The sequence below is a fragment of the Streptomyces sp. NPDC093097 genome (genome assembly GCF_044754325.1).
Taxonomy (GTDB): domain Bacteria; phylum Actinomycetota; class Actinomycetes; order Streptomycetales; family Streptomycetaceae; genus Streptomyces.
In genome coordinates this window covers 1-23,411 of record NZ_JBIVOW010000045.1, presented here as the reverse complement: position 1 = coordinate 23,411, position 23,411 = coordinate 1, and the positions used below count along the sequence as shown (strand labels likewise).

The 23,411-nt window shown below is 68.7% G+C and carries 20 protein-coding genes and 3 pseudogenes; 11 read left to right on the top strand and 12 right to left on the bottom strand.

Annotation, left to right across the window (positions count from 1 at the left end; translation table 11 throughout):
• The first annotated feature begins 142 nt into the window (after nt 1-142).
• A complete protein-coding gene (locus ACIQE0_RS38150) occupies nt 143-859 on the top strand; it encodes a WbqC family protein (RefSeq protein WP_402340812.1) in 717 nt (238 codons plus the stop codon).
• 367 nt (nt 860-1,226) lie between these two features.
• On the opposite strand, the gene ACIQE0_RS38145 is transcribed toward ACIQE0_RS38150, so the two are convergent.
• Together ACIQE0_RS38145 and ACIQE0_RS38140 are read right to left on the bottom strand one after the other, a co-directional pair.
• Entirely contained in the window at nt 1,227-3,788 is a 2,562-nt protein-coding gene (locus ACIQE0_RS38145) for an ABC transporter permease (RefSeq protein WP_402340809.1), read from the bottom strand.
• 5 nt (nt 3,789-3,793) lie between these two features.
• Complete coding sequence (locus tag ACIQE0_RS38140) at nt 3,794-4,576, bottom strand: ABC transporter ATP-binding protein (protein ID WP_402340806.1); 783 nt, start codon at nt 4,574-4,576, stop codon at nt 3,794-3,796.
• 219 nt (nt 4,577-4,795) lie between these two features.
• On the opposite strand from ACIQE0_RS38140, the gene ACIQE0_RS38135 reads away from it, so the two are divergent.
• The 3 genes from ACIQE0_RS38135 (at nt 4,796) to ACIQE0_RS38125 (ending at nt 7,766) form a co-directional block, all read left to right on the top strand.
• Nucleotides 4,796-5,992 carry a sensor histidine kinase gene (locus tag ACIQE0_RS38135; protein WP_402340803.1) on the top strand — a complete coding sequence of 399 codons (1,197 nt, stop codon included), beginning with the start codon at nt 4,796-4,798 and terminating at the stop codon, nt 5,990-5,992.
• A gap of 23 nt (nt 5,993-6,015) precedes the next feature.
• Complete coding sequence (locus tag ACIQE0_RS38130; RefSeq protein WP_402340800.1) at nt 6,016-6,732, top strand: response regulator; 717 nt, start codon at nt 6,016-6,018, stop codon at nt 6,730-6,732.
• A 263-nt stretch (nt 6,733-6,995) separates the two neighbouring features.
• A complete protein-coding gene (locus tag ACIQE0_RS38125) occupies nt 6,996-7,766 on the top strand; it encodes an HAD hydrolase family protein (RefSeq protein WP_402340797.1) in 771 nt (256 codons plus the stop codon).
• Nucleotides 7,767-8,067: 301 nt separating this feature from the next.
• Here the strand turns inward: ACIQE0_RS38125 and ACIQE0_RS38120 are convergent, their stop codons facing one another.
• Nucleotides 8,068-9,291: a M20 family metallopeptidase gene (locus tag ACIQE0_RS38120; RefSeq protein WP_402340794.1), complete on the bottom strand. Its 1,224-nt coding sequence runs from the start codon at nt 9,289-9,291 to the stop codon at nt 8,068-8,070.
• A gap of 334 nt (nt 9,292-9,625) precedes the next feature.
• On the bottom strand, nt 9,626-10,477 hold the full coding sequence (locus ACIQE0_RS38115; protein ID WP_402340791.1) for a LysR family transcriptional regulator: 852 nt from the start codon (nt 10,475-10,477) through the stop codon (nt 9,626-9,628).
• Nucleotides 10,478-10,558: 81 nt separating this feature from the next.
• On the opposite strand from ACIQE0_RS38115, the gene ACIQE0_RS38110 reads away from it, so the two are divergent.
• Together ACIQE0_RS38110 and ACIQE0_RS38105 are read left to right on the top strand one after the other, a co-directional pair.
• Entirely contained in the window at nt 10,559-11,053 is a 495-nt protein-coding gene (locus ACIQE0_RS38110; protein ID WP_402340788.1) for a cupin domain-containing protein, read from the top strand.
• Nucleotides 11,054-11,229: 176 nt separating this feature from the next.
• Nucleotides 11,230-11,589 (top strand): DoxX family protein, encoded by a 360-nt coding sequence (locus ACIQE0_RS38105; RefSeq protein WP_402340785.1) that lies wholly within the window; start codon nt 11,230-11,232, stop codon nt 11,587-11,589.
• Between the two features lie 764 nt (nt 11,590-12,353).
• Here ACIQE0_RS38105 and ACIQE0_RS38100 read toward each other — a convergent pair.
• Nucleotides 12,354-13,121, bottom strand: coding sequence for a serine hydrolase (locus tag ACIQE0_RS38100; RefSeq protein ID WP_402340818.1), 768 nt, complete (start codon nt 13,119-13,121; stop codon nt 12,354-12,356).
• Nucleotides 13,122-13,223: 102 nt separating this feature from the next.
• Here ACIQE0_RS38100 and ACIQE0_RS38095 point away from each other — a divergent pair, with 102 nt between their 5' ends.
• Nucleotides 13,224-13,964 (top strand): class I SAM-dependent DNA methyltransferase, encoded by a 741-nt coding sequence (locus ACIQE0_RS38095; RefSeq protein WP_402340780.1) that lies wholly within the window; start codon nt 13,224-13,226, stop codon nt 13,962-13,964.
• A gap of 17 nt (nt 13,965-13,981) precedes the next feature.
• Here the strand turns inward: ACIQE0_RS38095 and ACIQE0_RS38090 are convergent.
• A pseudogene (locus ACIQE0_RS38090) lies at nt 13,982-14,427 on the bottom strand (transposase); the annotation flags it as partial.
• Between the two features lie 319 nt (nt 14,428-14,746).
• Between ACIQE0_RS38090 and ACIQE0_RS38085 the strand changes: the two are divergent.
• Nucleotides 14,747-14,980: a toxin glutamine deamidase domain-containing protein gene (locus ACIQE0_RS38085; protein WP_402340815.1), complete on the top strand. Its 234-nt coding sequence runs from the start codon at nt 14,747-14,749 to the stop codon at nt 14,978-14,980.
• Nucleotides 14,977-15,243: a YrhB domain-containing protein gene (locus ACIQE0_RS38080; protein ID WP_402340777.1), complete on the top strand. Its 267-nt coding sequence runs from the start codon at nt 14,977-14,979 to the stop codon at nt 15,241-15,243. The genes ACIQE0_RS38085 and ACIQE0_RS38080 overlap by 4 nt, the downstream gene beginning before the upstream one ends.
• A gap of 99 nt (nt 15,244-15,342) precedes the next feature.
• Here the strand turns inward: ACIQE0_RS38080 and ACIQE0_RS38075 are convergent, their stop codons facing one another.
• Together ACIQE0_RS38075 and ACIQE0_RS38070 are read right to left on the bottom strand one after the other, a co-directional pair.
• A complete protein-coding gene (locus ACIQE0_RS38075) occupies nt 15,343-17,238 on the bottom strand; it encodes a hypothetical protein (RefSeq protein WP_402340774.1) in 1,896 nt (631 codons plus the stop codon).
• Nucleotides 17,235-18,344, bottom strand: coding sequence for a site-specific integrase (locus ACIQE0_RS38070; RefSeq protein WP_402340771.1), 1,110 nt, complete (start codon nt 18,342-18,344; stop codon nt 17,235-17,237). Before ACIQE0_RS38070 ends, ACIQE0_RS38075 begins: the two co-directional genes overlap by 4 nt.
• 122 nt (nt 18,345-18,466) lie before the next feature.
• On the opposite strand from ACIQE0_RS38070, the pseudogene ACIQE0_RS38065 reads away from it, so the two are divergent.
• Nucleotides 18,467-18,667: pseudogene (locus tag ACIQE0_RS38065) on the top strand (transposase); the annotation flags it as partial.
• A gap of 17 nt (nt 18,668-18,684) precedes the next feature.
• Here the strand turns inward: ACIQE0_RS38065 and ACIQE0_RS38060 are convergent.
• The 4 genes from ACIQE0_RS38060 to ACIQE0_RS38045 all read right to left on the bottom strand — a co-directional run bounded on the left by ACIQE0_RS38060 (nt 18,685) and on the right by ACIQE0_RS38045 (nt 22,236).
• Nucleotides 18,685-19,986 (bottom strand): ATP-binding protein, encoded by a 1,302-nt coding sequence (locus tag ACIQE0_RS38060; RefSeq protein WP_402340768.1) that lies wholly within the window; start codon nt 19,984-19,986, stop codon nt 18,685-18,687.
• Nucleotides 19,983-20,735 carry a hypothetical protein gene (locus tag ACIQE0_RS38055; RefSeq protein ID WP_402340765.1) on the bottom strand — a complete coding sequence of 251 codons (753 nt, stop codon included), beginning with the start codon at nt 20,733-20,735 and terminating at the stop codon, nt 19,983-19,985. Before ACIQE0_RS38055 ends, ACIQE0_RS38060 begins: the two co-directional genes overlap by 4 nt.
• A gap of 68 nt (nt 20,736-20,803) precedes the next feature.
• Nucleotides 20,804-21,496 carry a class F sortase gene (locus tag ACIQE0_RS38050; protein ID WP_402340762.1) on the bottom strand — a complete coding sequence of 231 codons (693 nt, stop codon included), beginning with the start codon at nt 21,494-21,496 and terminating at the stop codon, nt 20,804-20,806.
• Nucleotides 21,497-21,591: 95 nt separating this feature from the next.
• Nucleotides 21,592-22,236, bottom strand: a complete 645-nt coding sequence (locus ACIQE0_RS38045) for a hypothetical protein (protein WP_402340760.1) — start codon at nt 22,234-22,236, stop codon at nt 21,592-21,594.
• 155 nt (nt 22,237-22,391) lie between these two features.
• On the opposite strand from ACIQE0_RS38045, the pseudogene ACIQE0_RS38040 reads away from it, so the two are divergent.
• Nucleotides 22,392-22,631: pseudogene (locus tag ACIQE0_RS38040) on the top strand (ISAzo13 family transposase); the annotation flags it as partial.
• Nucleotides 22,632-23,411: the final 780 nt, after the last annotated feature.

The window sequence follows — 23,411 nt, the reverse complement described above, 5'->3', positions numbered from 1 at the left end:
GCGGATCGCGGAGCTGCGCAGCCTGCCGGGGCTGGGGTGAACCTGGCACCAACGAAGTCAACCCCCGAAGGATTTACGGATCCGACCACTAAGCACGCTGGCAAAGCTGTTCGCGGCGGACTACTGGATCGTCCTGGACGATGTGCAGTTCGCCCGCCGCGATTACCAGCACCGTGCCCGGCTCGCCGCCTTGGGCATCCCGGATCAGCGCCAGTGGCTCACCCTCCCCACGCACCTGCCCGACGGCCGATCGACCCTCATTAATGAGGCCCAACTAGCCGACCCCGATCGGTCACGTCGCCGGATCTCCCACATGCTCTCCCAGAACTACGGGAAGAGTCGCTGCTGGCCTGTCCTCCGCTCCGAACTCGGAGCAGTCACCGGCAAGTTTGCAGCTACCGACAAAACGGCTGTAGTCGCCGAGGCGTCCACCCGCCTGCTGCTCGAACTCCTCGGTTGGAAAGGGCAGATCCTACGCAGCAGCGAATTCAACGTGCGCGCGGACCGATCTCTACGGCTTGCTGACCTTGCGCTAGCCACGAACGCCAGTGGATATCTGTGCGGTACAGGAGGAACGAAGTATCTCCGCACCGAGCCGTTCACTACCCGGCGCGTGGCCGTGATCGCGTTTCACACGCCGGTGGACGGTATTTGGCAGGGCGCACGAGAGATCAGTGCGCTCCGCCCTCTGATGGTGCACGGCCCCGACGCTGTGGCCGCAGAAATGAGACGCTGCGCGGAGCAATCCACAAGCTATGCGGTCCGGCGCAATACTGACGGTCCTACTGGGCCAACAGGTTCTGACGCTCATGTCGACGGCACCTCAGGGGCCGGGCCGCTGTCCGGCCCGTCTTGGTAGTCGATGGCGACGGGGCGCATGCCGATGGCTCCGTAGAGGTTTGTGCCGTCCGCAGAGTGACGGATATGCCGCTCCCTCTCACCTCGCGCTTTCGCGAGTGTGGGTGAGGGTGTGCCCGGCTTGTCGGTGGGACTCTTCGGCCCTTTGTTGAGGCGGTGGCTGGGACCGTTCACCGAAGCCACTCGCTGCGCGCCCCCCTGCGCGGCCGGCCGAGACCCCGCTGACCCCGGCAGAGTGCGCCGGGTGCGCAGAGAAAGCTCGGGCGGTGCTGCAGGAATGGAGCGGCGGTCCGGGCGATGGTCGCATCGGTCGTGGCGGAGGCGTCCCAAGTGGTGTGGGGACCCGGACCTCGCCGGGCGGTCGGCTGTCAATCGGTGTTGGTGGAGATGGCCTTGAGCATCGGGATTCTCGCGGCCTGGCGCGCTGGCCAGAGGGAGGCGAGGACGCCGATCGCGGTGGTGGCGAGGAAGAAGAGGAGCGTCCTGCCCCACGGGATGGTGAGGGGGACGCCTTCTTGGCCGAGGACGGCCGCCACGCCGATCACGCTGCCGGCGATGAGGCCGAGTGCCGAGCCCAGGAGACAGATGGTCACCGACTCCAGGCGCAGGACGGAGCCGACGCGTCGGCGGTCCAGGCCGAGAGCCCGCAGTACGCCGATCTCCCGGACGCGTTCGAAGACGGCCATACCCATGGTGTTGACCACCCCGAGGGCGCCGATCAGCACGGTGACGCTGAGCAACGCGTACATGATGTTCAGGAACGGGGTGTTCCGTGCGGCGGCGGCCGCCCTCGCGTCGGCACGGTCCTGGACAAGGAGCGCCGGGTTGTCCAGGGTCCGCCGGATCTCCTTGCGGAGCGCGGCCGTCCGGCCGTTTGCGGCCTTGATCAGGACGGCTTCGGTGCGCGGCCGGTGCTCGGTGCCGGAGGTGCGCGGTAGGGCTTTGTCGGAGATGAGGACGGGGGTCAGGTCGTCCGGGCCGTCGTAGATCGCGACGATGGGCAGGGTGGTCTTCGTGCCCGCATCGCTGAGGGTGCCGGTGACTCGGGAGCCCAGTCGCCAGCCGTGGGCGGCGGCGGTCTTCTCGGTGACCGCGATGCCGTGGTCGAGTCGGTCGAAAGAGCCCTTCCGGACGGTGACGGGTGTCAGGCGTTGCACCGTGGCGGGGTCAACGGCGGTCGTCGACAGGGAGTTGTCGTCGGACAGGTCGAAGGAGGTGCGAATGATCGGCGTGACGGCCTCGGCGTCCGCAAGTCGTGCCACACGAGCGGCGGTGTCTTCGCCGATCTCGGCGAAGTCGACGGCCGTGATGCGCAGGTCCGAGGTCATGGAGCGGTCGGCTCGCTGCTCGTCCATGCGGTTGACCGAGGTGATGACCACGGTGACGGCGGTGACCATCGCGAGGCCCACCATGAGGGTGGTCGCGGTGGCCGCCGTACGGCGCGGGTTACGGCGCGCGTTCTCCACGGCGAGCTTGCCGCGGATGCCGGCCAGCCGGGTCAACGGGGAGCGCAGCAGCCCGGTGACCACCTGAGCGAGCAGCGGGGTGAGGACGATCAGTCCGATCAGGAGGACGGGTACGGCGCCGAAGAGGAGGTTCTGACTGCCGACGGCGGCGGCGACCAGCAGGGCGCCGAACGCGGTGATGGCCAGGCCGATGATGTTGCGGCGGCGCAGCGAGGCAGCGGTGGGCGGCTCGCTGGTGCGTAGCGCCGCCACGGGGGCAACGGCCGCCGCTCGACGGGCCGGGAGGTACGCCGACAGCACGGTGACGCCGATGCCGACCGCGAACGCCGCGAGCACAGGGGTGACGGAGAGGATCTGCAATGCGGCACTCGGTCCTCCGGTGACGCCGAACAGCCTGTCCAGCAGCGTCGCGACCCCGATGCCCAGCGCGTAGCCGGCGACGGAGGCGACCGTTCCGACGATGGCGGCTTCGGCCAGGACCAGGCGCATCACGTACTTCCTGGTGGCGCCGACCGCGCGCAGCAGCGCGTGCTCGCGGGCGCGGGCCGCACTGAGCATGGTGAAGGTGTTGGCGACCAGGAACGTGGAGACGAACAGGGCGACGCCGGCGAAGCCCAGCAGGATCGTGGTGAGCTTCTCGCCGCCGTCGGAGGAGGCCAGCTCGGATTCCAGGTCCGCTCGGGTCGCGGCGCGGAATCCGGTGGGCAGCAACTTCTGCGCCTGTGCGGCGAGTTGGCTCTGCGGTGTGCCGTCGGCCGCGGTCAGCGCGATCGCCGAGTAGCTGCCCGGGGCGGTGGCGAACTGCCGTTGCGCGGTCCGGGTGTCGAAGGCGGTGAGGGTGCCGCCGGCCGCCGTGCGACTGTCCTGCGCGGTGAAGACGCCGACCAGCCGGGCGCTTTGGGCCGTGCCGCCGACGACGATGCGCACCCGGTCACCCACCTGGTACCCGGCCCGTTCGGCCGCCTGCCGGTCGACGGCGATCTCCCCGGTGGTACGGGGGCCGCGGCCCGCCGTGAGCGGGTAGCGAGGGTCCTGGCCCGTACGGTCGGGGACGTAGTTGACGCCCGCCGCCTGGTACAGGTCGCCGACCAGGTTGCCGTCGGATCCGACGAGGAAGGAGCGGCCCTCGACCGTGCCACGGGCCGCGGAGACGCCGGGCAGCGTGCGCAGCCGCCGCAGGAGCGAGTCGTCGAGCTGCGGGGGGTTGCCGGAGGAGTCCGCAGACGGCGATGGGGCAGAACGGTCCGGCGCGATCTTCACCGATACATCGGGTTGGGAGTGGGTCTGTGCCAGAGCCACGGCCGTGCTGACGGACTCGCTGTAGATCAGCGAGCCGGTCACGAACGCCACGCCCAGCAGCACGGCGAGGGCGGGCATCGCGAAACGGAGGCGGTGGGAGCGGAGGGTGCGGAAAGCGGCGCGGAACATCGACGGCCTTCGGGAGGGGATCGCTTGGTGGGTCATCGCGGTCAGCCGACTCGCTGCGAGACGTCGAATGCCTTCAACTGCTCCAGCACCCCGGCCGCGGTCGGGTCCGGCAGCTCATGGACAAGGCGTCCGTCGGCCAGGAAGAGGGCGCGGTCGGCGTAGGCCGCGGCGACCGGATCGTGGGTGACCATCACGATCGTCTGACCCAACTCCTGTGCGGAGGACCGCAGAAAGGACAGGATTTCGGCCCCTGCCCGGGAGTCGAGGTTGCCGGTGGGCTCATCGGCGAAGACGATGGCCGGCCGGGTGGCCAGGGCCCTGGCGCAGGCGACCCGCTGCTGCTGGCCGCCGGAGAGCTGGGCGGGACGATGGGCGAGCCGGTCCGTCAGCCCCAGGAGGTTGACCAGGCCCATCAGCCACGCCTGGTCAGGGGCGCGCCCGGCCAGATGGCACGGCAGGGTGATGTTCTCCCAGGCGGTGAGGGTGGGCAGCAGGTTGAACGCCTGGAAGACGAAGCCGATGCGCTCGCGCCGTACCTTGGTCAGCTGGGTGTCGTTCAGCGAGCCCAAGTCGGTATCGCCGATCCGCGCCGTACCGGACGTGGGAGTGTCGAGTCCCGCCAGGCAGTGCATGAACGTGGACTTGCCGGAGCCGGAGGGCCCCATGATCGCGGTGAACTCGCCGCGCAGGAAGCGGGCCGACACCCCGGCCAGCGCCATGACGCGGGTCTCGCCCTGACCGTAGACCTTGGTCAGATCACCCGCGGCGGCGACTACCGCGCCGGACCTTTCGGGGGACGAGAGGGCATCCGTCCTCTGGTTCATCTCATCGCTCCTGCACAGCTGTTGGCGGAATGGCGGACCGGCCGAAGGGGACCGGCCGCATGCGGTGAAGGCGCGGTCGGCGGTTGCCGCGGCGCCCTTGCGGTCGATCCTTCGGTGTGGTGCGGGTGTGGCGGATCCACCGGAATACCGAAGCGACCGCCCCCTGCATCGGCCGAATGACTGAGGTGGCGCCTGCGGCGCTGCCGTAGCGTGACGTGCATGCTCTCCGCCTTCCGGGCCCGATCCCGCACCCAGCGAGCCTTCTTGTGCCTAGTCGGTGCCGCTCTGGTCGTCCTCGTGGTGTTGGAGGGGCTGAACGCGCCATACCTGCCGGTGGCCGCGGCCACGGCGGCCACCGGGGTGCTGTGCCTGGCCGCCCTGGCCGCGCCGGAACGCCTGCTCGCACAGCAGGTCGCGCTTGCCACGGCCGCCTCGTGCTCCCTGTCCGTGGCGGAGGCGCTGTTGCACCACCGTCCCGAAAACACCCCGGGCATGGTGGAGTTGTGCGCGGTGCTGCTGCTGATCACCCGCGCCGTACGGCGCTACCCGGCATCAAGGGCGGTCGCCTACGCGGCGGGACCGGCGATCGCCGCCGCCATGCTTGCGCTGCGGCTCGCCGGCGGGCGAGACCAGCAGTTCCTGGTCGCCCTGGTCGTTGTGGTCGCGGTGCCGTTCATGGTGGTGCTCGGGGTGTGCCTGCGGTTGTACGACACCCTGCGCGCCCGGGAGCGTGAAGCCATCCAGCAAGCCCAACGCCTGGAGCACGCACGGGAGTTGCACGACTTCGTGGCGCACCACGTCACGGCGATCGTCGCCCAGACCAAGGCCGCGCGCTTCACGGCCTCGGCGGGTCACGTCCAGTCCACGGAGGACCTGGACCGGATGCTCGCCGAGATCGAGCGTGCCGGGTCTGCGGCGATGGGGTCGATGCGCGCCATGGTCTCCGACCTGCGGGACAGCGCCGTACCGGCCGCCAGGCGTCCTCCGGGCGACCTGAGTGTGCTGCGGGACCTCACACAGGATTTCTCCGTCCTGGGCCCGCCCGCCGCCCTGACCCTGGACCCGCGGCTCACCGAACGTCGTCTGTCGCCCGAGACCACCACCACGGTCCACCGCGTGGTGCAGGAGTCACTGACCAACGTCCGCAAGCACGCCACCGGAGCCGACCGGGTAGAGGTGCGGGTCACCGTGCAGCCCGACTCCCGGGACCGGCTGGAGGTGTCGGTGACCGACGACGGCCGGGGCGGCACCCCGGCCGCCCGTGGGAAGGTGGACGGGAGCGGCTATGGCCTGGTCGGTCTGGCCGAGCGGGTCGAGGCGATCGGCGGGCAGCTCACCGCCGGCCCGCAGAGCCCACGCGGCTGGCGCGTCCTGGTCGTTCTCCCCCTGGGCGCCGCGTCCCCCTCATCCAGCTGATGCACGGCGCACCACCTGCGATCATGTCCGGCATGACGATCCGGGTTCTCCTCGCCGACGACCAGGCGATGGTCCGCGCCGCGTTCCGCATGATCCTCGATTCCCAGCCGGACATGCAGGTGGTCGCCGAGGCCGCGGACGGGACCACGGCGGTCGAACAGGCCCGGCGGTTGCGGCCTGACGTCTGCCTCCTGGACATCCGCATGCCCGAGCTGGACGGCCTGGAAGTCACCCGCCTCCTTGCCGGGCCCGACGTCCCAGACCCCTTGAACATCCTCATCGCCACCACCTTCGACCTGGACGAATACGTCTACAGCGCGCTGCGCAACGGTGCCTGCGGCTTCCTCCTCAAGGACGGAGCTCCCGGCCTGCTCACGGAAGCGGTGAGGGCCGCGTCCATGGGGGACTCGCTCATCTCTCCTTCGGTGACCGTCCGCCTCCTCGCGCACATGGCCCCACACCGCCGCCAGCGGCCGGCCACCCGCCAGACTCACCCGGTCCGTACTACAAGAGCCCGTCCCAACGGACTGGTTGAGCCCCTGACCCAGCGTGAACTCGACGTCGTACGCCTCGTCGCGCGCGGCCGCACCAACGAGGAACTGTCCACCGAGCTCTACGTCACCCTGTCCACGGTCAAAACCCATCTCGGCAACATCCAACGCAAGCTCGCCACCCGCAACCGCGTCGAGATCGCCGCCTGGGCCTGGGAGAACGGAATCTGCACTGGCGACCAGGACTGACGGTCAGGGCCGACCCTCTCCCTCGGATACGGCCTCAGCCTTGGACAGCCGCGGTTGGCAGCGCGTAGTGCGCACTTCGGACGAGCAGGGGAGCCACGAGCCGGTATGCCAGTCACTCCCCAACTCCGCGTCCCCATGCCTCACCTGCGAGGCAGCACTCGTTGTGTCTCTCCTGTGCGTCGCGTACCTACAACGACCCTGCGGGGAGCCCGCACGCGGCGGACGGCAGGCCACGTATGCCGTCCGCTCGATACCATCTCGCCGTGATCATTTCCAGCACCCGCACCACGGTCTTCGACATCGACGGCACACTCTGCTTCGACGGGCGGACCATCGACAGCCGGATCCTCGCCGCCATCGAGGACTGCGAACGCGCCGGCCACCAACTGGTCTTCGCCTCCGCCAGGCCGGTCCGCGACCTGCTGCCCGTCCTCGACGGGGCCTTCCCCACCGCCACACTGATCGGCGGGAACGGCAGCCTCGTCTCGGTCGGCGGTCGGGTCCAGCCGCGGGCCGCGTTCGGCGCCGGCGAACTCGACGAGCTGCTGCTCGAAGCCGAGCGGTTCCGGGCGGGCTACCTTGCCGACGGCCCCTGGGACTACGCCTACACCGGGCCGGCCGACCACCCGATCCGCGACCGTGTCGACCAGGGCCGCCTCGCCCGCCGGGTCGAGCTCGCCGACCTTCCCGCGGTCGTGAAGTTCCTCGTGGTCGAGGCGACCGACATGGCGGCCCTGGCCGAGGCCGGCCGCGCGCTCGGGATGACCGTCAACCACCACCTCGACGAGGCGATCATCGACTTCGCCCCAGGCACCACGAACAAGTGGGAGGCCCTCAGTTCGTTGGGGATCGACCAGTACAACGCCTTCGGCAACGACATCAACGACCTCGACCTGCTGCGCAACGCGCGGCACTCGGTGCGCGTCGGCGCCCACCCGGGCCTGGACGGCGTCTCCTGCGTCACCGTCGCCCCCGACCCGGAGGCCGTCGCCGCCGAGATCTCCCTGCTGGTCGCAGCGACACCTGCGGCGTGAGGACGGCGCCTTCAGCCAGCCGCGCATCCAGCTGAGGACGGCTGCGAGATGAGACCCCGGGCCACAAGCACGTAGGGGGCGCGGAGGCCGCTTCGGACTGCCGGGGCAGGGCTGTGCTGGTGGCCATGCTCCGCGCTCGCGATGCCTGGCCACCAGCACAGCCGTCTACGGTGCGCGCCGGTTGCGCCGGACCAGCCGCTCAGATACGCGGTGCGTACGGCGGCGGGCTGTGCTGCCCTGACGACCGGCGACACCCGCCCTGGTTGCCCTTTGCCGTGGCGGCCCGTAGATCCGTCGTACGTCAACTGCCGTTGCAGGTCGCGCTGGAGTTCGCCGGTGCCCCGAGGAGGTCGAGCACGGCCCGCTGGTAGGCGGCATACACCGTGGGGAGCTCGGCCAGGTGAGCGCGCTCGTCGATGCCGTGGAGTCCCTCGTAGGGCACCCCGAAGCCGGCCGTGGCCGGGATGCCCTCCCCGGCGAGCAGATTGCCGATGTTCGAGGGGCCCGCGGTCTTCGCTCGCACCGTGAGACCTGCCTCGGCCGCGGCGTTCAGCAGGGCGGCAGCGGGCTGCTCGCCCTCGGCGAGGCGGAACGGCGGCCACGCGGCGATGGGAGTGACCTCGGTCGGTGTCGGGGCGGGCAGCTCCGCATCCAACTCGGCGACGGCCTTGCGGACGAGGCTCTCCGCGTCGTGGGCGCCGAAGCCGGGCGTGGTGCGCACATCGATGTTCAGGTCGCACCTGTCGGGAGTGACGGAGAAGCCCTGGCCGCCGTGGAAGGAGGTCACCGACAGCTTCGGCGGCAGCGGGAACCCCGAGCTCCCGTCGATGCCGGGCAGGTTGGCGGCGTCCAGCAGCCGCACGAGGTGGGCGGCGCGGGAGATGGCGCCGACCACGGTCTTGCTGGAGCCGGAGTGTCCGGAGGGGGCGTGCACGGCGAGACAGGCCCGCCACAGGCCCCGGCCGCCGACCACGATGTCGTCCAGCCCCGGGTAGCCGATCATCACTCCGGCCGGGCGGGCCGCGGCCTCATCTGCGAGGTAGGCGCGGGCGCCGCCGAAGCCGCCGGTGTGCTCGTCGACGTCCAGGAGCACGGCGAGCCCGCCGCGTAGATCCGCGGCGCGGGGCACCAGGTCGGCGGCGATGTGGCAGAACATCGCGGCGGCGAGCTTGGAGTCGGACGCCCCTCGGCCACGCAGCCAGCCGTCCACGATGTCGCCGGAGTCCGGCGGGAAGGACCAGGCACTCTCGTCGCCGTACGGGGCGGTGTCCATGCACGCGTCCAGCGCCCACCAGGGCCCCGGGTACCCGCCGGGGATCTCCACGAGCAGTCCCACCAGGGTGTCCTTGTCGTCGTGGAGGCGCCGGTGCGGCAGATCACGGGCGGCGAGCCAGTCCTCCAGCACGGTGAGGACGGGCCCGTAGTCGTCGATCCCGGCCCGGCTCGGGCGCCGGATCAGCTCCTGGGCCAGCTCGACCACGGACACCGCTCGGGCCTCGGCCGACCGCTGAAGGTTCTCGCTCACGCCTCTCCCCACCACGTCAGTTGTGCCGTACCGGCAGCGCGCGGACGGCTTCGATCGTCTCCACCGGTCGCGCGGACGTGCACGCCTCCTGCCCATGGTGGACCAGATCCACCGCCGCTGCGCTGGTTGCCTGAGGTCGACCGTGCTCCGGGCCGCGGCGGCCGCGACCAACGCGACTGCTGCTTCCGGCCGTTGGCCTTTGGAGGTGGCTCTGTACGCGAGAAGGAACAGCAGACGTTCACCACGTCAGGAGGTGGTCCCGGGGGCCGCAGCGTTCGAATCATCCACGAGCTGCGGCACCACTGCTTGCCGGTGCTCAACGACTTGCTGGTGCTCAACGACGGTACGCGGCTGTCGCGATCTCGACGAAGGATCGGATCAACGGGTTGGTGTCGCCCTCGTTCCACACTGCCACCACTCGGCTCGGCGGCATGTCGATCAGCGGCACCACGGCCAGCTCCGCGGGCAGGTCGTGTCCGAGCGGGGCCAGGCCGACCGTGCCGTTCCACAGCACGGCCTGCAGGCATTCCTGGACGGCGCGCACCACCGGGCCCTCGCGCGCCCTGCCACCGTTCCAGTACGACTGCCAGACGGGGTCGGTGCCCTGCGGGAACTGGAACCAGCGGCGGTCGCTCAGCTCGGCCAGCCGCAGATCGTCGCGGCGGGCCAGCGGATCGTCGGCGCGCAGGACCACGCCGACCGGATCGGTCCGCAGTGCACGCACCGTCAGGGCAGTCTCGTCGAACGGCGCCCGAGTCAGCGCGACGTCGACAAGTCCGGCGTGCAGCCCGCAAGTCGGGTCGGTCAGATCGGTGTCGCGGATGCGAATGTCGGTGCCGGGATGGCTGCGGCGGTAGGCGGCGGCCAGCCTGGCCACTCCCGGGTCTGTGCCGTCGCCCAGGATGCCGATGGTGAGGGTCGCGACGCCGGCCGCCGCGCTCACGCGTACCCGGACGCGGTCGGCACGGTCGAGTAGGGCCCGCGCCTCGTCGAGCAGCACCGAGCCCACCGCAGTGAGCGTGACCCCCGTAGGCGAGCGGGCGAACAGCAGGGCCCCGACATCAGCCTCCAACTGCTTGATCGCCCGGCTCAGCGGCGGCTGGCTCATGTGCAGTCGGGTGGCGGCCCGGCCGAAGTGGAGTTCCTCGGCGACCGCCACGAAGTAGCGCAAGGTCCGTAGCTCCACGCTGCAACGATACCCGCGAGGTATCGGCGCCGCGGGATGGGTCTTGGACACCGGCAGGCCCCCGGCGGTGCACTCGTGAGCATGACCGAAGAAGCGAAGACCAGCGAGCCGCAGACCGACCGCGCTGTATCGGTGGTGGGTCCCGGCGACGGCGAGACGATCGTTCTGGGCACCACGCACATGCGCGTTCTGGAGGACGGCAGCCACACCGGGCACCGCCTCGCGATAGCCGAGTCCGTCCTCGCCCCGCACACCCAGGGACCGCCGCAGCACCGCCACGCCCGACACGACGAGGGCTTCTACATCCTCTCCGGCACCGTGCGGTTCACCGTCGGGGACGAGGACTACGACGCCACTACGGGCACGTTCGTGATGGTTCCGCCCGGTACCCCGCACACCTTCGCCAACCCGACCGACCAACCCGCCGTCATGCTCAGCACCTTCACCCCCGACCTGTACGTGCAGTACTTCCGAGACCTCCAGGAAGTGCTCGCCGGCGGCCGGCCGTTGACGCCACAGGCCAACATCGACGCGATGAGCCGCTACGCGACCGAGCCTGACACCGGCCTCGCCTGAAGCGAGGGCACAGCCCGGCCCGGTCACCCTCCTTTCGACCGGGAGGGCGGTGGCGCTGCCGCCTTTCGGTGCCCGTCCGGGTCCCTCGGGCGACGGGCCGGGCCTTCACCAGAGCTCTGCTGGCAAGCGACGCAAACGACGGGTCCCCGTGAACCGGTGGCCCATGAACGGGAACCATGAACATCGCCTATTGGATCGTCGCGGGACTGCTCGCGCTCTTCTACTGCTACTCAGGCACGCTGAAGGTGATCCGCAGCCGCGATCAACTCCGACCGATGATGGCCTGGGTCGACCGCATACCCTTGCCGGCCCTCAGGGCGCTGGGGACGGTCGAAATACTCGGCGCGACCGGCCTGATCCTCCCGCCGTTGACCGGCATCGCTCCCTCACTGGCGCCGGCCGCGGCCATCGGCTTCGTACTCCTGCAGACCGGCGCGATCGCCGTCCACCTGACTGGCGAGGACCGCCGGATCGCACTCAACGCCGGGCTCACCGTTACCGCGGCCGTGACGATCTGGCTGGCCGTCAGTCTGTGATCGAGCACAGTCCTCGACCGGTGGATGCGACTACAGGGCCGGCCGCCCCACGGCCGCTGTCATCGCTCATGAACATCGAACACCCTCCCCTCCACGCGCCGCTCGGCGAAGATGGACATCTGCTGTCGCGACGTGAACAGAGCCACCACCGGCCAAGGACGTGACTTGCACCTACGCCACCGACTGGATCCTGGCCGCCGACCCCGCCGAGAAGAAGGCCCTGACCGAGAGAGTGGCAGGGTGCTCTGACGCGACGGTTAGCTGCACCCCGGCACCCGTAGCCACCCTGCCGGAGACGAGGTGGACGGAGCGGCCTCACAGATCCGATATGATCATGGCGCAACTTCACCCCGCGATCGGCGGGCGGGAGTCGTGCGTCTGTGGTACAAGGAAAGACGTCCACCAACCGGTGGGAAATGCAGGTGCAAGGCCTGCCGGGCGCTCCATCAGAAGGTCCCTTCCTCTCTGCCGAGGAAGGGACCTTCTGCTACGAGGGCTCAAGTCGGCAATGGCGGTTACCCCGGCCGCCCGGCCCTGCCTCCATTGCGCGCCCCGGACACGGTTGGCCTCGACGATGACGACGGTGGCGGCGGGGAGGAGTGACGCCCAGCGTCACGCCTTCTGTGGGCTTCGGCCAGGCCGCCTGACCCGGCTGCCCACCAGGCCGGCCGCCTGAGCAGCACGGCGCGAATTCGGTAGAGGGGCGTCATGGATGTCATCCCGTAGCGCCGGGTTCCGATCAGCCGAGCGCGTGCGATGCTTCGTCACCGGTGTGATGTGGTGCCGTCCCTGCGCATGACGCGCATCCGGAAGCGCAGGCAGTCAGGCGTGCCGTGGTCGTCGATGTCGAGGAATGCCACCGGCCCGCCCGGGGAATCGAATGTCTGGCGGTCGTGCGGGACCAGGGGGAGGTCGGGGTACCCCTCAGCGCGGGCGAGCAGACCGTCGCCGGCTGTGGTGACCTTGACGGTGACGGCGTGTGAGACGTACCGGCCGGCGTAGCGGGACAGGTCGGCTGGAGCGGGCTCGGGCTCGGATGTGGGCAATGGTCCGGATGCGTCGAGCAGCGCCTGGACGGCGTTGACCCCCTGATCGGAGTTGGTGAGCACGACGACGGCGGTTTGGGTGGTGGGGTCGGTGGCGATCAGGCCGGACTGGCCGGGGTTGGCGCCGCCGACTCGCACGCTGGACTGGGCGGCGTTGGCCCAGATCATCCAGCCGAGTCCGGCCCCATGCATGGTGGATACGCCTCCCGGGGCCGGCGCGTGCAACGTTCGCATGATCTCCGTGCCGGGCGTGCGCAGATGCGCCAGGGTGAAGCGGCCGAGGTCGGCCGCGGTGGACACCAGGGTGCCGCCGGCCGGGGTAAGGCCGCGCGTGCATATCGGGTTGTCGATCCGCCAGGGCAGCGCGGCCAGTTCGCCGCCGCGGACCACATGACCGCGGACGGTGCCCAGATCATGCTCGGCGTCCACACTGGTGATGAAGCTCGTCTCGCGCATGCCCACCGTGTCGAGCACCTTCTCCCGCAGTGCCGGTAAGAACTCCTACCGAAATGATCTTCAAGATGGTTGGATCACGTGGAAGGTAAATGCGTCGACAGCGCCCTCGGCACCCCGGCAAAGTGGTCGCCCGTGACGAGCAGTGAGCTGTGGACCCGTGCGACCGCCGACCGCTACGACGCCGAGGAGACCGAGATGTCCTCGGCCGCCGTTCTCGGACCGACTCTCGCCTTCCTCGCCGAACTCGCCGGAGATGGCCGGGCGCTGGAGTTCGCCATCGGGACCGGCCGAGTGGGCGTCCCGCTCCGGGAACGCGGCGTGCCGGTAGTGGGCATCGAACTGTCCGAGCACATGGCAGCGGTGCTGCGGCACAAGATCGACGAAGACGCGCTGCCGGTAGCCATCGGGGACATGGCCACCACCGTCGTCTCCGGCAAGTTCACCTTGGTCTATCTCGTCTACAACACCATCACGAACCTGCTCACGCAGGACGAGCAGGTCGAGTGCTTCCGCAACGCCGCGCGTCATCTGGAGCCCGGCGGCCGATTCGTCATCGAGTTGGGCGTGCCGCCGCTGCGGTTCCTGCCGCCCGGCCAGGTCGCGGTGCCCTTCGACGTCTCCGAGCAGCATCTCGGCTTCGACACCTTCGACCTGGTCGAGCAGATTCTCGTCTCGCACCACTTCACCCGCGACGGCGACGAAGGCCGCTACCGCCGTGGCAAATCCCGGCACCGGTACGCCTGGCCGGCAGAGCTCGACCTGATGGCACGGATCGCTGGGCTCGAGCTGGAACGTCGCGTCGCGGACTGGGACGGGGCACCGTTGACCCATGACTCCGCGAAGCACATCTCCGTGTGGCGCAAGCCAACCTGAGGCCGGCCAGCGGGCCGTCAACCTGAGCCGCGCCTGTCTTGAAACTCCTCTCGGGAGTTCAGCCGTCGCCAGCAGATCAGTGCGCATCCGAGGGTGAGAAAGGCTTCGTGGATGTCGTCGCGTATCTCCCAACGGATCCGCGGGCGGCGGAGCCAGTGCAGGTGGGCGAATGCTCGCTCAGTGACCCAACGTTGGGTGCCGAGTCCGGAGTCATGCTCTGTGCCCGGCGGGCGATAAGCGGCTTCACGCCGAGATCCCAGACGAGGCGACGGTACTTGTCGTGGTCGTAGCCGCGGTCGCTCAACACTGCGTCCGGGCGGTGCCGGGGCTGGCCTCGCTTGCCCCGCACCGGCGGTACCGCCTGAAGCAGCGGGATCAGCTGGGTGACGTCGTTGCGGTTGCCGCCGGTCAAGGTGGCGGCGAGCGGGATACCGGTGGCGTCGGTGATCAGGTGATGCTCCGCTGGCGTCCGGGATGCCGGGGCCGGCGCTCCACCTTCGGTAGCAGCGGCTCGATCACCGCCCACAGCTTGTCATCGACTTCCCACGGCTTCGGTCGAGTCACCCCACATCCCCGGATCATCTGTCCCCGAGCGATCCAACCATCTTAAAGATCATTTCGTTACGAGTTCTGAGACGCCTGTAACCGAAGACCTGCGGGAAACGGTTGACCCCGGGGGTGGGAAAACCAACTGTCGTGCCTACGTCCCGGGAGTCGAGAGAACCCTGGACGGTGCACCTGCCTCTGCTCTCCCCGATCTCGGCCGCGGGTCTCTGTAAACACTGGAGAAGTATTTCCCGGGCAAGAGGTTCGTCAACAGGTCGCCGTCCAATATCGTCAAGGACGTCAAGGCAGCAGGTGACGGGGCACAGGGCATCATCTTCGGGGCAGACCCGCGCGGCGGTCACGTGTTCAACGTGATCAACCGTGACGGAGATGTGGTATTTTCGGATGCGCAGAGTGGGCGCGCAGTGCCTACGGAATACACGGACTACGCGTTTATGAGGACCAAGTGACGTTGAGTCGACCCGAAGCATTGAAAGCAGCGGAAGAGCTGCTCGCACGGGAAACGGGCCCCTACGATCCAGTCCTCAAAATCGATTACGAGCTCGTAAGGGAAAAGGATGGGATCCTTATCGTCCCCTTCAATTCCGAGCAGTACCTGGAAACCCGCAATGCGCGCGACATGCTTCTCGACTGCTGGCCAATTCTGGTGGACCTTGCCGCCGGGCACGCTTGCTTGGGGACAATCGAGGAAAGAGCCCTGTGGAGCGAATAGGGTATTTTTTTCGGGGTGCTGGACCACTGGTCTGACATCCCTCCGATGGCTGGCCCGCGCCGTCGAGCCGGTGCAGCAGCATTCCGCGGCGCCTGAGTTTCAAGGCTGACCCACATCTGTGGTGAACACAGGGAAGCCCCATCTCTGGTGAGGCTTCTGCATTATGGCCTCAGGAGGTTGCGATGATGAGCGCGCTGACCAGCAGCCACAAATTATGGAACGACTGGTCAGTTGACTGCACCAACTCGTTGACCGGCTCGACTCGGTGGTGGCGGATCTGGAGCACCTGCAGAGTCGGCATGGCGTTCGGCGCAGTCGAAGGCGCCGGCAACGCATGGGGCCGCGAAGGGGAACACGCCTGACGAGAAGCGACGTCCTGGGCCCGGCGACTTCACTTCGGCTGAACCTCAGGCGCCCCACGACCGCGGGATCCGAAGTGCACCCCGACCAGGCTGTAGGAGTAGCGACACCGAACTGCCAAGGTTCGGGACATTGCAGAAAGCTGGCGCCGCCATCCACGCGCCGGAGCGGGATTTTAGCCGTCTCCCGTTGCCGCCAAACCTGCGCGTCCATGGCGAGTTTGAGCGCGTCGGAGACCCGCAGGCCGCAGCGGATCAGGATCACGGTGACCAGGCGGTAGGCGTCGCTGTCGAACCGGGCAAGGTTGTCGGGGTGTTCGACCTGGGCCATGACGTGCTCGGCCAGTGCCCGGGGCAGCCGCTCGGTGCGCTTGGGGTAGTCCTCGCTGAAGAACACCACGCCAGAGGGCAGGGACGTGTCCCACTGGTGCTGGCGCACGGCCTGGAAGAACCGGTTGAGCAATCCGATGTGCATCCCCTGACGCTGGGCATTGCCGCCGTACTCGGCGTGCAGATCGGCGAGATACCGCTCGAGCACGCCCCGGTCGAGCTGGGCGAGAACGATGACGCCGGCGTTCTTCTCCAGGAAGCAGGCGAAGCGGGTCACCGCCGTGACCGCGCGGCGCACGGCCTCATAGGACAGACCCGAGGTCAGCCGCCAGCGGGCCCACCGCTTGGCCAGCAGCCGCAGCTGCGGTTGAGGGATCTGTTCGAAGGACAGGGTGCGGTTGCTCTCGGTCAGGCCCAGGCGGCGTAGCCGCCACTGGTCGCGCTCGAACTCTGTCTCCCAGCCTGTGCCGACGACCAGATCGTCGAGAGTGCGGTGGGCGTAAGCCAGCAGGGCGCGGGCGTTCGCGTCCCGCGGCGCCACCTGCGTATAGCGATCTCGCCAACTCTCCTCGCTGGCCTGCAGGATCGATGTCTCGCCGACGGCGACGAGGAAGCGGACGACGCGCATCACCACGGCCGGCGGGGTCTTCGAACGCCGCTCGTCGGCGCGGCACTGCAGCACGTACTGCATCTCGAGCCGCATCGCATCGCCGAGCATCGCGAGACGGACGATCTGGTCGCCGGGGGTGCCGACATCGGCGAATGACGCCGCGAAGGCGTGCGCGTCGGGGCGGCCGTTGGCCTTCCAGGTGTTGGCATGGGTGCGGCAGAACGGGGAGTGCGTCGTGGGCCACAACCGGCAGTGTTCGATCAGGCAGGAGACTCCCGCTGCAGGGCGCGGGAAGTCCTGCAGCTGGGCCATCCAGGACTCGAGCTCCGGGCGGCCGGCCCGATCCCATCGCCCGCCGTGCAGCTGACACAGCCCGCCGCGAGCGGTGCCGTAGTGGCAATCGGGGAAGCGGCACTCGAGGTTGGGACGCTGTCGCTTCCAGCGCGGATCGGTCGTGGCCACGAAGATGTCCAGGTCGGGACGGCCTTCATGGCGCCAGCGAAGGTTGTGGCCAGTGCACAGACCGTGCCCGGTAGCGCGGCGTCGACACTCGGCAACGCGACACACGTCGGCGCCGAACACCGGGTCATCGGCGGCGAAGACGAACTCGTCGCGGCGAAACTCGGACCGGACCACTTGCTCCAGGCGGGCGCCAAGACCGGCGGAGTGCAGGCGGCGGTGCGGGACGACGTTCACCAGGCCACCTCCCGCCCGGTGAACCAGCCTGCCTGCTCAAGAACCCGGCGGGCATCCTCGACGCTGAGGTGACCATAGACGGAGAGGGTGGTGGTCACCGAGGCATGCCCGAGCAGCGTGCTGACCACCTCCACCGGGGTGCCCTCACGGAGCAGCCTGGTCGCATACGTGTGCCGCCACCAGTGCGGATCGAAGTCGATGCTGGTGCGGCGGCGCAGCCGCCGCACCAGGTCGTAAACGGCCGGATAGGCCAGTGGCCGGCCCTTGGCACGACCGAAGAGGTTCACGAAAACGTAGTCGCTGTCGAGGTCGCCGTACTCGTCGTGGAGATAGTCGGCGAACAGCCGCACGAGCTCAGCACTGACCGGAATCGTCCGCACCTGCAGCGACTTGCTGCGGGCGCCATTCGCGTTCAGCCGCGGCCGGACGGTCACCGCCTGCTCGGCCGCCGCAATGTCCTCGTGCCGCAGCCCGAGGGCCTCGCCGATACGCATCCCCGTGTCATAGAGCAGCGCGAACAGCAGCCGGTCGCGCAGATGCTCGCACGCGTCCAGGATCCGCTGGGCCTCGACAGCGGTCAGCACCCGAGGCAGCTTGCGCGACGCCTTCAACGTGATCGCTCGGCGCGGGGCGGGCAGCGACTTGCCGATGTGGTGCAGGAACGGCTTCCACGACACTCCGCTGCCGCGGCCCGGCTGCCAGCTGACCAACAGATCGCCCAGATCGGCGCCGCCACGGGCAGCATGCTGGTAAAAGGCGGACAGCGCGGACAACTTCCGGTTGATCGTCCGCTCAGTGCACCGAGCCTCAACCGAGGGAAGCACCGCGATCTCGCCCGCACGACCCGCCGGGGACAGCCGCAGCCAGGCGACAAACTCACCCACGTCCTCCAGCCGTACCTCTCGCCACTCGAGCCGCCTCACGGCCAGGAAGGCGAACCAGTCCTTCAGGTCATGCGCGTACGCCTTGACCGTGTTCGGCGACCGCTCGATGTCGCTGAGATAGGCCAGATACCGCTCGACCGGCACGAGCGGAACGTCATCGTCCCCGAGCACCGTCCATGACTCCCGCCCCGACGCGGGCAGTACCACCCGTTGCACCAGCACCGATCCTCCAGCCGAACTCCGTTGTGGACGGCGGCAGATAAGCACATCCACAACAACGAAGACCGGCCCTCACGGAGTCGTGCAGGACATAATGGACGCCCTTCGGGCGACTCCAGATAACGATTGAGAGCGTGAACGCGCGGGTCCGCAAGGCCGTGCGAGCCCGCGGGCACTTCCCGTCGGAGGCCGCCACGTTGAAGCGCGTCTACATGGCGCTGATGAGCCTGGATCCGACCGGCAAGGGCCGGCGCCGCTGGAAGGCGCCGCTGAACGCCTTCCAGATCGCCTTCGAAGGCCGACTCACACCCACCACCAGCCACTGACCCCTCAACAACCAAGATCAGCCGTTGATTGGACAGGCCCCGTGTGGCAGTGTCAGGGTCGCCTGTGCCCCGCCGTCCGTGGTGTTTTGGAAGGTTAGTTCTGCTCCGAGGGTACGGGTTTGTCCGAGGGCGATGGTTAGTCCTAGGCCGTGTCCTTTGTTGCCGGCTTCGGTGCGGAATCGGTGTGGGCCGTGCTGGAGCAGGTAGTCTGGATATCCTTTTCCGTGGTCGCGTACGGTGATAATGGGGCCGTTAACGGTAAGGACGACTGGTGGGTGCCCGTGTTTGTGGGCGTTCGTGACGAGGTTGGTGAGGACTCGTTCCAGGCGTCGTCTATCGGTTTCCACTACGGTGTCGTGCACGATGTCGGTACGTGTGGTGGGCCAGGCTCGTGTCACGTGCTCGGCCAGCGGCCCGAGTTGGTGGGCGTTCAGGTCGAGGGCTTCGGCGCCCGTGTCGAGTCGGGATATCTCCAGTAGGTCCTCGGTCAGCGTGCACAGGGCTGCTACCCGGTCTTGTACGAGCTGTGTTGGACGTCCCGCTGGTAGTAGCTGTGCCGCGGTATGCAGCCCGGTGAGGGGGGTGCGTAGTTCGTGTGCCACGTCCGCGGTGAACCGCTGCTCGATCTGCAGGCGGTTCTGTAGCGACGATGCCATGGTGTCGAGTGCCTCGGCGACCGAGGTGACCTCGTCTGGGTGGCGTGAGGGGTTGTGGGTTCGGGGATCGTGGACGCGGGCGTCCAGGTCGCCCGCGCTGATCTGGCGGGCCACCGCCGCGGTGTGGTGCAGCCGTCGGGTTACCCGGGTCATGACGAACGCGGCTACGAGGAGTGTTGCCCCGATGGCCAGTGCTGAGGAGTCGATGATCGCGGTGTCGAGGCGATTGATGGTGTGGGCGCTGGGGGTGTAGTCGATGTGTGCGGCCAGGGCGCGCCCGCCGTCCGCGGGGCCTGCTGCCCACATTGTGGGGCGCGAGTCGAGGGTGCTGACCATGGTGCCGCGGCTGCCGCCCACCGCCAGCCTCCTCAGTTCCTCGGGCAGTCCGTCCGGGTCGATGCCCGCTCCCGGCTTGAGCCGGCCGCCCGCCTGGTAGGCGGTCGTGGCGTCCGTGAGCTGGGACAGGGCGCGGTCCTCGGCCCGGCCCACGATCTGGCGGGTCACCGTAGCGTGGACAAGGAGGCCGAGTTGGGCGGCGAGCGCGCAGCACGTCGCGGTGATGAACACGGCAGCCTTCCATGTCAGCGTGGCCGTCCAGGCGGGCAGCCCCGATCGGCACCGGGTGCGCTTGGCGCGAGGAGGATGCTCCGGGCGTCGGCTCATCGGGCGCCCCAGGCGAAGGCCGGCGAGGGCGTGGCTGCGTCGGGGGAGGTGGCGGGGCCGGGTGTCGGGTCTGCTTCTTGTGGTGTGCTGGTGTTGGGCAGTCGGATCGTCTCGTTGCGTACTTGGATCATCGCGTGTTGGTGGCTGTCGTATGCCCACACGGTGCCCAGGTCGTAGCCGGACAGCTCCGATGTGGTGCGGATCATCAGCTCGCCCCCGGCCAGCTGTACGCTGACTGCGGGCTCCGAGGTACCCATGATCTCGGTGAGGTTTCCCTGGTCCATCGTGTAGACGCGGATGGCCAGTTGGTGCTCGGGCATGCGGATGCCGACGATGAGGTCGTCCTTCCCTTCGCCGGTCAGATCACGGTAGTACGCCTTGAGGATCGGGCACGCCCCGATGCCCGGCATGGCGCACTTCCCGATGGCCGCGGCTGTCTCCTCATCCAGGGCATCCGCGCCGGTCACCGCGTGAGGGTGTGCCGCGGTCTGGGCTTTGACGATGTCCGCCGGGTTCACGTTGTGCAGATCGCCGCCCGGCACGATGACCCCGCTGACAACCTCCCGCCGAGTGGGCAGAGGGTCCCGGGTGGGCGGAGGTGGCAGTTCGGGCCAGAGCCTGGCCGGAGCCACCGCGGTCGGGACCGCGCCCGCAGGGTGCAGGGCGCCAGGGGCGCCGCAGCCGACCAGGAGCACACCGGCCGCGGCCAGACCGACGGCCGCGCAAAGAGTAGGAAAGCTGCGGTTCACATCGCTCCATTTCCGTCGGCCCGCTACCGCGCACCGGTCCTGACCACTCTTCCTCGCCGTTGTTCGCGCTACGCGACGAGGTCTGCGTAGAAAATGATGTTGTCCGTGTGGTGGCCGTCCTTGATGGGGCCGCCGCAGGTCAGCAACCGCAGCTCTGCACGATCACTGGCCCCGTACACCTTGTCGGTGGGGAAATCCTTCTTGTCCACCTGCTGGATCTCACGCACCGCGAATACCGCCGTGTGGCCATCCGCACGCGGCACCTCGATGGTGTCGCCGAGCTTGACCTTCGCAACGTTCCTCATGAGTGCCGGGCCCTTGGCAGTGTCATAGTGCGCGACGATCACCGCTGCGCCCTTCTCGCCTGGCGTCACACCGCCGGTCCACCAGCCCGGCTCGTCCGCCTTGTCAACTGGTGGCACCTCAAGCTCCTGGTCGGCGCCCACGCCCAGGCCCAGCATCGACGTCGCCTCGACGCCCGCCGACGCGATGCGCAGACCGGTCGGCCTGGCCTGCTCCATCGGCGCAGCTTGCTTGCTGGCGGGCACCGTGGCCGCGTTCGAAACCCTCACCTCGGGCGCGGGGCCGCCTGAGGTGGAACTGCAGGCGGTCAGGCCGACGCCGAGCGCCGCACCCAGGACGGAGGCTGCCGCCAGATGCCGGGCGCGCCGCAGGCGGCCCGGGCCCCGCGCCACAGCGTCGTCCAGCGGCGAGTCGGCACCGGTGCCGGTGCCGACAGGGGCTTGCGGGATGCTGCTCACATCGCACTCCTTACGGCGTACGGGGCCGCCAGAATGGATCTGGTCCGTCCTGGCGGCCGGGCATGAGAAAGAAGCAGGCCGTACAGGGCCCGGGCTCAGGAGTCGGTACGGGCCCGGCGCTTCATCGCCAAGCCGAGACCCGCCACCCCCACACCGGCCATACCGCCGCCCGCGGCCAGCATGCCGGCCTGATGGCTGCTGGGCACACCCTCGGCACCGGCCTTGACACCCCCCCTCGGAACCTGGCCATGACGGGCACCCGTGCCAGTACCGGTGCTCTGCTTGTGGCCCTTCTTGCTGTCCAGCTGGTGGCTCTTGCCACCCGGGCTGGCCTTGTCCTGCTCGCTGTGCCAGCTGCCCGGATGCACGACGCCCACGAAACCGTTGGCCTGGTTCAATTCGTACTTGTACCCCTTCACCGAGGCGGTCGGGTTCTGGGCGCTGAGGCTGGCGATGCGCTGGCCGTTCATGGTGATCCACGCCATGTACCCGCCCTTGGGCAGCCTGTAGACGTGCACCACCGCCCCGTTGCTGAGCTTGTACTCCTGAACGCCCCGCGTCTTGTCCTGCGCGCCGTCGCTGCCGGGGGACTTCGAAGTACCCGGCGTCGGAGAGGCAGAAGACGACGGTGCAACCGACGAGGAGGCGCTGGAAGCGACAGCGGACGACACCGGGACAGCGAAGCCGATGGCGAGGCCGGCAACAGCAGCAGCGCGCAGCGTACGGCGAGTAACGGACATAACGGGTGATCCATTCGAAAGTGGTGGTCCTTGTGACACCCGAAAGCTACGAACCCCACATAACGAACACCCGTAAGACATGTAACAGAACACCTCAGAAACGCATGAAACCCCAAAACGGGACGTTCGACCCCGTGTGCGAGGGACCTTCTCCCTCCCGGCAAGGGCATCGGGTGACCGCGTCCACGGTGAGCCGGCTGCTCAAAGAGCACGGGTTCAGCCTGCAGGGCATCGCCAAGACCCTGGAAGGCGATCAACACCCGGACCGGGACGCGCAGTTCCGCTATATCAACAAGCAGGTCAAGGAACACCAGGCCGCGGGCGAGCCGGTGATCAGCGTGGACGCGAAGAAGAAGGAAGTGCGACACGAGGCCGCACGAGACGAGCGAACTCGCTGGTGGGAGGACCGACCGATGTCGACAGCGTAGTTCTGGGCCAGTGCTCAAGGCCTGTCCCCACCCCGACGTGCGTTGCCGGTAACGGCTTGGTGCGGAGCTCGGGGGAGAAGCCCAAGGGCCTCCGTTCCATCCGGGGGCCACAGGCAAGGGGAAGACCGGACGGGTGAAGGCGACTGAACCCCTGATGATGCTTCGTGATCTTTGGCCTCGCCGATGGGATGTTCCAGCGGGGTGCAGGACTGGCTGCTGAGAAGCGGCAGGCGCCGGCTGGGGATTCTTTACCAGCCGGGAGAGCATCGCCGTCCCGGAGTCGAGGGGGCACCCTTCCCGGTCGTATCTCGCTCGTGTGGAACGTGACAACCCCGATGGGGTCCGGAGGCAGTGCCTTCGGTAAGCCGACCGCAAGGAAGGCCCAACTCCCCAGCGGGCACAGGATGACCCAACAAGCCAAGGCTGGCAGCCGAAAGGCAGCAGGAAACCGGGGCTGGTGGTCGGCGCCTCCGCCGATCGCCCCGCATAACTGGCCGGATACGGGTAACTGCCCGGACCTGAAAGGGTGCTGACGTGGGTCAGGTGGGCCTGTGAGGAACCGATGACCATCAACGCTGGAACCGAAGGGCAAGCTGGACACCATGGCAATACCGGTGACCACGACGGGCTCCGCCGTGGGCGGTGAGGCTGCGGCCCTCTCTGTCAAAGTAGGTCGAGTCAGGCATACTGGATGATTTATTGAGTCGAGGGCGGAGAAGGAGTTGTGCCCGGGTGGTCAGCACGAAT

Bases quoted from the DNA above. Each gene is read 5' to 3' on its own strand.
- ACIQE0_RS38060 (WP_402340768.1), bottom strand. From the start codon at position 19,986: ATGAGCCGACGCCCGGAGCATCCTCCTCGCGCCAAGCGCACCCGGTGC.
- ACIQE0_RS38110 (WP_402340788.1), top strand. From the start codon at position 10,559: ATGACCGAAGAAGCGAAGACCAGCGAGCCGCAGACCGACCGCGCTGTA.
- ACIQE0_RS38130 (WP_402340800.1), top strand. From the start codon at position 6,016: ATGTCCGGCATGACGATCCGGGTTCTCCTCGCCGACGACCAGGCGATG.
- ACIQE0_RS38145 (WP_402340809.1), bottom strand. From the start codon at position 3,788: ATGACCCACCAAGCGATCCCCTCCCGAAGGCCGTCGATGTTCCGCGCC.
- ACIQE0_RS38045 (WP_402340760.1), bottom strand. From the start codon at position 22,236: ATGTCCGTTACTCGCCGTACGCTGCGCGCTGCTGCTGTTGCCGGCCTC.
- ACIQE0_RS38135 (WP_402340803.1), top strand. From the start codon at position 4,796: ATGCTCTCCGCCTTCCGGGCCCGATCCCGCACCCAGCGAGCCTTCTTG.
- ACIQE0_RS38105 (WP_402340785.1), top strand. From the start codon at position 11,230: ATGAACATCGCCTATTGGATCGTCGCGGGACTGCTCGCGCTCTTCTAC.
- ACIQE0_RS38140 (WP_402340806.1), bottom strand. From the start codon at position 4,576: ATGAACCAGAGGACGGATGCCCTCTCGTCCCCCGAAAGGTCCGGCGCG.